We start from the raw sequence: 6287 nt of genomic DNA on the forward strand, positions 1-6287 counted from the left end.
GCTCTCGGCGCTGATCGGCCACCGCACGAGGGAGCCTGATGCCAGTGAGGCCGCTGGCGAGCCGCCCTTTTCTCGGGAAGTGAGCGCCTCGTCGGCGCCGGAACCGGCTTCCGATACCGCTGCTCAATCGAATGCCTCGGGCGAGACGCTTCCTGGAGAAGCGCCTTCGCCCCAGGCGTTGCTGGACCAGTGGTACCAGCGCTACGCCTCGACCTTCTTCAAGGGGCATACCCGGCCGCTCAAGGTCGGCATCCACGAGGAGCTTGCCGCGTGTGAGCCCTGGCCCGAAAAGCTGGTGCGCCGGGCGCTGGCCTGCTACGTCAACCTGCCGCGCTATCTCAAGTCCGTTCGCGAGGGGGCAGAGCGGCTCGACCTGGCCGGCGAGCCGGCCGGGCGGGTGGATGCCGCGGCCGCCGAGCATGCCCACAAGAAGCTTGAGCGACTGCAGGCCGACCGCCGTCAGCGGGCTCGCCCGGCACGACAGCGCGGCAAGAAGCGTGATACCACCAAGGGTGGCAAGCCCCCGAGCGAGACAACCCGGCACGACGCTGCCAAGGCGGCTACGCCCGCCTCACGCCGGGACTCCGCCGCGGCCGACAGCGCCGGCCATGGCGCCTCGCCGGACCGGGAGGCCGCCACCCTGGAAGAGAAACTCTCCGCGCTGCTTGCCAAGCACAACCAGCGTTGATCCGCTGACTTGTCTTCATCATATTCGCCGGGCATGATGAAGTCGCTCATCGCTCCAGGTGCTTGATGGTCTGCCGGATCGTCGTGGCAGGCCGAACAGGCATCGGGCTCGCCGGGACGGCGCCCGAATCGCAAGGGCAGGGAGAAGCGCCGGGAGACTAGGGCGCAGCGAAGGAAAACAGTGTTTTTTCTTGTTGCGTTCCCGTATGTCCCGGTATAGAGTTTCTCCTGCGAGCATTGGACTATAACAAGGCTTTGCCGAGGTCTGGCTCGCGACCTGCCACCTCCCGGGAGGGAGCCCGCAGAGTCGAGAACCGGCACCAAGACCGGCCAAGCCCGCTGACCCGCTCATCAAGAACGGGCAGCCACGATCGAAACAGCAAGCTAGTCAATAAGGAACTATCGCAATGAAAAAGACACTGTTAGCGACTGCTATCGCCGGTGCCATGGCGTTCTCCGCTACCGCCGCTCAAGCCGCTACCGTCTATGACCAGGACGGTACCAAGCTGGACATCAACGGCCGCATCGCCATGGGTATCCGCGGCGGCGGCCCGGAGTACAACAGTGCTGGCGAGAAGGTCAGCAACGATACCGAGTTCGTCGATGTCTATTCTCGTCTCGGCCTGAGCATGAGCCACGAAGTCAGCTCCGACATGACCGCCTTCGGTCGTGTCGAGTGGCGCTTCACCGGCGACGAGCGTAATACCTCCCAGGGCTTCAACGAAGTTCGTCACAGCTACATCGGTCTGCGCGGCAACTCCTGGGGTACCGTTCAGGCGGGTAACTACGACAGCTTCTACAACAGCTATGTCTCCGCACCGTTTGATGTCTACATCGATCGCGGTCTTGAGCTTACCACTGGTGCAGGCGGCTCGAAGCAGGCGCGTGGTGACTCCCTGGGCTATGTGACCCCGGACCTGCAAGGCTTTACTGCTTTTATCAGCGCCAAGCACTATTCTGATCGTGGCGAGGTTGAGCCCACCGATGGTTCTGAAGTTGCCACCCAGGGCGGTGCCAAGTTCGAAACCGGTGGCCTGCGTCTGGCGCTGGGCTATGTTGATGACATCGTCGAGGGCGGCGGCAATGACGAGCTGCTCTACGGCGCCACTGCTTCCTTCGCCATCAACGATGCATTCTCCGCCCGTCTGGGTTACGAGACTCGTGACGACAACGACACCCTCGGCGGCGGTTACGACACCTGGGGCCTGGGTATGTCCTACGCCGTGGGTCAGTGGGCCTTCAACGCCGACATCTATGACGTTTCCCCGGATAACAGCGATTCCCGCACTTCTTGGGCGGCAGGTGCTTACTACAACCTGACCAGCAGCTTCAACCTCTTCGCCGAGCTGCAGCAGGCGGACCAGCAGTCCATCACCCTCTTCAACGATGACGGTGATGTCATCGATACCGCCGATGGCGATGACATGTACTACATCACTGGTGCCCGCTACTTCTTCTAAGCCCTGCGCTTGAAGCGGTAACGCACGCGTCAGAATGAAGCCGGCCCCTCGGGGTCGGCTTTTCTGCTTTGAGCCCGCCGCGCATGAGCCCATGCGGCATCCTGACCCATTCCTGGTCATTTCATCCCGACTTAATATTCCCGTGCCTAACAATTGATTCGAAAGAGCACGGGACCATGACCATGCCAATCCTTCGTCGCCTGCCGGTGGTGGCCTGCATCGCCGCCGTCTGGGCTACTGCCACCCAGGCCCAGGCCCAGGCCCAGGCCCAGGCCCAGACCGATACCGAGACCCTCGCCACCATGATCATCGAGGGGAACGCCGACGTGCCTGGTGAGCTCTCGATCACGCCCCGCCAGTCCCCCGCGCCAGCGGCGGATGCCGGCGACTGGCTGCGCCGCCTCAATGGCATCGAGGCGGTGCGAATGGGCGGGCACGGCCTCGACCCGGTGATTCGTGGCCAGCAGGGCAATGCGCTGAATATCCTGGTGGACGGGGGGTATGTCTTCGGCGGCTGTCCCAACCGCATGGACCCGCCCACCGCCTATGCGCCGCTGCACAGCTTCGACCGGGTGACGGTGAGCAAGGGCGTGACCACCCTGCAGCACGGGGCCGGCGGCAGCGGGGGCACCGTGCTCTTCGAGCGCACCGCGCCGGACTTTGATGGCCGCGACGTCCAGCAGCAGGGCAGCGTGGGGGCGAGCTATGACGACAACGGCGAGCGCGCTGGCCTCTACGCCAACCTGGTGGCCGGCAACGAGAATGGCTACTGGCGGCTGTTCGGCGAGCGCCAGGAGGCCAACGACTACGAAGATGGCGATGGCCGGCGCATCCACAGCGGCTTCGAGACCATCAGCGGCGGCCTGACCCTGGGCTTCACGCCCACGGCCGACACCGAGCTGGCATTCGGCTACGAAGGCGTGCGGGAACGCGACATCGCGTTCGCCGGCGCCGGCATGGACTCCCCGAAGAGCGACAACGACACCCTGCGGGTCCGCCTCGACCACGCCTTCTCGGACACCCTGAGGGTGGAGAATCGCCTGCAGTTCACCACCATCGACCATGTGATGGACAACACCTCGCTGCGTGACGCGCCGATGATGAAGATGCGCTCGCCTACCGAGTCCGACACCCTCACCTGGAAGAGCATGGCCGTGCAGCAGCTGGCCGACAGCGACCTGCGCTTTGGGGTCAACGTGTTGCAGAATGCGCGCGACGCACAAATCATCAACGATACCACCGACATGGTGGCTTTTCTCTCCTGGCCGGACGTCACCACTCGCCAATCCGGCGCCTTCGCCGAGCTGGATCACTACCTGGGCGAGCGCACCACCCTGAGCGGCGGTCTGCGCCTGGACTATTCAGAGGCCAGCGCCGATGCCGCCGACCAGGCCAGCGGTACGGGCGTGGTGGCGGCCGATCTCTACCGTCGCGAGTACGGCGTAACGGGCGATCTGGACCATGAGGCCTGGCTGGTGGGCGGCTTCCTGCGCGGCGAGCAGCGCCTCAACGAGACCGACACCCTCTACGCCAGCCTGAGCCGCGCCGAACGCGATGCCGACGCCACCGAGCGCTACTTCGCCAAAAGCGACTGGGTGGGTAATCCCGGCCTCGATCCCGAGGTGCATCATCAGCTGGATGTGGGCTTCGAGCGCCGCCTTGAGAATGTCGGCTTCGAGTTGGCAGCTTTCGCCGACCGCGTCGATGACTACATCTTTCGAGACAACAACGCAGATGGGGTGAGCACCTACCGCAATATCGATGCCACCCTCTATGGTGTGGAACTCTCCGGCGACCTGCGCTGGGCGCACCATTGGGAGACGCGCGGCCAGCTGAGCTGGGTGCGCGGCGACAACCTGGATGACGGCGGGGCCCTGGCGGATATCGCCCCGCTGCGTGGCCAGCTCTCGCAGTTCCATGTACGCGAGGCCTGGGAGGCCGGCCTCACGGCCCGCTTCTCCGACGCCCAGGACCGCCTGGGGCCGGACGAGGTGGCCACCGCGGGCTATGTGGTGCTGGACGCCGAGGCCGCCTGGCGCTGGCAGGCCATGACCCTGCGTGCCGGGGTCAGCAACCTGCTCGACAAGACCTACAGTGACTTCCTCAACCGCAACCGCAGTGCCAGCGACCCCTTCCTCGCCGAGGATCCGGAGAGCCTGGCCTTGCCCCTGAACGAGCCCGGCCGCAGCCTCTGGGTGGGCGTCGACTATACCTTCTAGGCCTGCGACGGGGGACGTGGCTGGCGGGCGTGCCGGGGCAGCGGGGAAACGCGATTCTCCTCAGCTGACGGCCTCCGCCAGCCGCTTCGCCCCGATGCGTCGATGCTTGAAATGGTGCCAGGGATCCTCGACCTGTCCGAGGCGCTGGAAGACGTTCTTCAGGGTATAACGGTCCGGCAGGAGGTTGCCGTCTTCCAGCTCGTCCGCGCGGATCGGCATCGCGACCGGGGCCCCTTCCCTGGCGCGTACCGAATAGGGCAAGACCGCCGTCTGGCCGTAGTCGTTGCGCAGCACGTCGATGAAGACCCTGTCGCCCCGCTTGTCCTTGCGCTGCTCCAGCGTGGTTTCCTCGGGCATCTCGTCGTGCAGCTTGCGGGCGAGCGCCTTCGCCCACTCTTTGACCGTGCTGAAGTCCCGTTCGGGGCGAATGGGAATATGGGCATGCAATCCCTTCGAGCCTGTCGTCTTCCAGAAGGCGTTGAGCGCCAACGAATCCAGCAACGCGCAAAATCCCAGCGCGACCTTTCGCACCTTGTCGAAATCGTCGCCGGAAGGATCGAAGTCAAAAATGATCTGGTCCGGCTTCTCGAGGTCCGCTTCCGTCGAGAGCGACGCGTGGATCTCGATCACGTTTTGGCCGGCGAAGTACACCAGGTCCGCCGCCTCGTCGGCGCTGGACATGCGCGCAGCCTCCCTGCCGGCGTCGCGGGTGGGCACCTCGATACGCCTGATGAAGTCGGGAAAATGGTCGGGTGCATGCTTGTTGAAAAATCCCTCCTCGCCGATACCTTTCGGAAAGGCGCGCAGCGTCAGCGGGCGTCCCTCCGCATAAGGCAACAAGCGCTGTGCGATTCGCGCGTAATAATCGGCGAGCTCACCCTTGGTGACGCCCGTGCCGGGGAACAGCACCTTGTCGGGATGTGATATCTCGACCTCGTTGGGTTTCATTGGGCGCTCTCCCTCCTGACCTCTGTTGGGTCCTTGTCGTCGCGAAGGCCGAGGAAGCGCGGATGCCGGAGACGGCCATCTTGCGTCCATTCCGTGAAGCCCACCTCGCCGACGAACGTCGGTTCGATCCAGTGGATGGCGTCGTCCGCCTCCGCATGATCGGCATAGGGCGAGGTCTTGCGCTCCTCACGCTGCATTGTCTTGTGGAAGGACGTCAGAAAGTCGTCGTCGAAGCCGGTACCCACGCGGCCCGCGTAGCGAAGCTCGCCGTCCTCGTAGTAACCGAGCAGCAGCGCGCCGAAGCCGACACGCTCGCCTTTCGGTTCGGTGTAGCCGGCGATCACCATTTCCTGGCGATGGCCGCACTTGAACTTCAACCACTTCCTGGAGCGCCTGGGCACGTAGCCGGAGCGGGCATCCTTTGCGATCAGGCCTTCCCAGCCCTTCCTCGACGCCTCCTTGAGATAGGCCACGCCCTCTTCGTTGCGGTGCGGCAGAATGCGCAGGGGAGACGCCCACTCGAATGCCCTGCGCAGGACCTTCTTCCGCTCCCGCAGGGGGAGGTCGGTCAGGTCGTAGCCGTCGAGATAGAGGATATCAAAGGCGTAGGCGTACACCGGGAATTGCCTGAGGATATCTTCACCGGGAGCCTTTCTGTGGAGACGCTTTTGCAGTCGCTTGAAACTGGTCACCTTGCCATCGAAGGTCACGATCTCCGAATCGAGGATGCAGCTCCCGTCGAGCTTTCCCACCGCTTCCGCGATCTCGGGGTAGGTGTTGTTTTTCTTCTTCTCGTTCCGCGAGTAGAGCGTCACCGTCGCACCCTTCTTGTGCAGCAGGCAGCGTTCGCCGTCGAGCTTGCGCTCGTAGATCCAGTTGGGGTCGGAAAAGGGCTCGTCCACCAGCACCGCCTTCATCGGCTCGACGAAGCCGGGCTGCGACGCCTTCTTCAGCTTCAAGCGCGCTTCCTCGG

At 64.3% G+C, this 6287-nt stretch carries 5 protein-coding genes; 3 read left to right on the forward strand and 2 right to left on the reverse strand.

The window, feature by feature from the left end; genetic code table 11:
• The 3 genes from RI841_RS13410 to RI841_RS13420 all read left to right on the forward strand — a co-directional run.
• Positions 1-688 (forward strand): ProQ/FINO family protein (locus RI841_RS13410; RefSeq protein ID WP_310706126.1); only part of this gene is annotated, 688 nt, incomplete at its 5' end.
• Positions 689-1094: 406 nt separating this feature from the next.
• Positions 1095-2147, forward strand: coding sequence for a porin (locus RI841_RS13415; RefSeq protein ID WP_310706127.1), 1053 nt, complete (start codon positions 1095-1097; stop codon positions 2145-2147).
• A gap of 176 nt (positions 2148-2323) precedes the next feature.
• Entirely contained in the window at positions 2324-4366 is a 2043-nt protein-coding gene (locus RI841_RS13420; RefSeq protein ID WP_310706128.1) for a TonB-dependent receptor domain-containing protein, read from the forward strand.
• Positions 4367-4426: 60 nt separating this feature from the next.
• On the opposite strand, the gene ligD (RI841_RS13425) is transcribed toward RI841_RS13420, so the two are convergent.
• Positions 4427-5314 (reverse strand): non-homologous end-joining DNA ligase, encoded by an 888-nt coding sequence (ligD, locus tag RI841_RS13425; RefSeq protein ID WP_310706129.1) that lies wholly within the window; start codon positions 5312-5314, stop codon positions 4427-4429.
• Positions 5311-6287: non-homologous end-joining DNA ligase (gene ligD, locus RI841_RS13430; RefSeq protein WP_310706130.1), on the reverse strand; the 977-nt coding region annotated here is incomplete at its 5' end. The genes ligD (RI841_RS13430) and ligD (RI841_RS13425), both read right to left, overlap by 4 nt.

The sequence above is a fragment of the Halomonas sp. genome (assembly GCF_031581305.1).
Lineage (GTDB): Bacteria > Pseudomonadota > Gammaproteobacteria > Pseudomonadales > Halomonadaceae > Halomonas.